The sequence below is a fragment of the Streptomyces antnestii genome (genome assembly GCF_004005495.1).
Classification (GTDB): Bacteria; Actinomycetota; Actinomycetes; order Streptomycetales; family Streptomycetaceae; genus Streptomyces; species Streptomyces antnestii.
In genome coordinates, this window is sequence record NZ_RZYA01000060.1 from 1 (window position 1) to 923 (window position 923).

At 67.8% G+C, this 923-nt stretch carries 1 protein-coding gene; it reads left to right on the forward strand.

The window, feature by feature from the left end:
• Positions 1-923 (forward strand): 2-oxoacid:ferredoxin oxidoreductase subunit beta (locus EOT10_RS40940; RefSeq protein ID WP_146003156.1); only part of this gene is annotated, 923 nt, incomplete at both ends.

Consider the following 923-nt stretch of genomic DNA (forward strand, 5'->3'; position numbering starts at 1 on the left):
GACCAGGAAGTGCGCTGGTGCCCCGGCTGCGGTGACTACGCGATCCTCGCCGCCGTGCAGGGCTTCATGCCCGAACTCGGCCTGGCGAAGGAGAACATCGTCTTCGTCTCCGGCATCGGCTGCTCCTCCCGCTTCCCGTACTACATGAACACCTACGGGATGCACTCCATCCACGGCCGCGCCCCGGCCATCGCGACCGGACTCGCCTCCAGCCGGCGTGACCTGTCCGTGTGGGTGGTCACCGGCGACGGCGACGCGCTGTCCATCGGCGGCAACCACCTCATCCACGCCCTGCGCCGCAATGTGAACCTGAAGATCCTGCTGTTCAACAACCGGATCTACGGCCTCACCAAGGGCCAGTACAGCCCCACCTCCGAGGTCGGCAAGATCACCAAGTCGACGCCGATGGGCTCCCTGGACGCCCCGTTCAACCCGGTCTCCCTCGCGCTCGGTGCCGAGGCGTCGTTCGTGGCCCGCACCGTCGACTCCGACCGCCAGCACCTCACCAGCGTCCTGCGCGCTGCGGCCGCGCACCCGGGCACGGCGCTGGTGGAGATCTACCAGAACTGCAACATCTTCAACGACGGCGCCTTCGAAGTCCTGAAAGACAAGCAGCAGGCCGAGGAGGCGGTGATCCGCCTGGAGCACGGCAAGCCGATCCGCTTCGGCACCGACCTCGCCAAGGGCGTCGTGCGCAACCCGCAGACCGGTGACCTGGAGGTCGTCGACGTGAGCGAGGACAACCAGTCCCAGATCCTCGTCCACGACGCGCACGCCGCCTCACCCACCACCGCGTTCGCGCTCTCGCGCCTGGCCGACCCGCACACCCTGCACCAGACCCCGATCGGCGTCTTCCGCTCCACCGAGCGGCCCGTCTACGACGTCCAGATGTCCGACCAGCTCGACGAGGCCATCGAACAGAA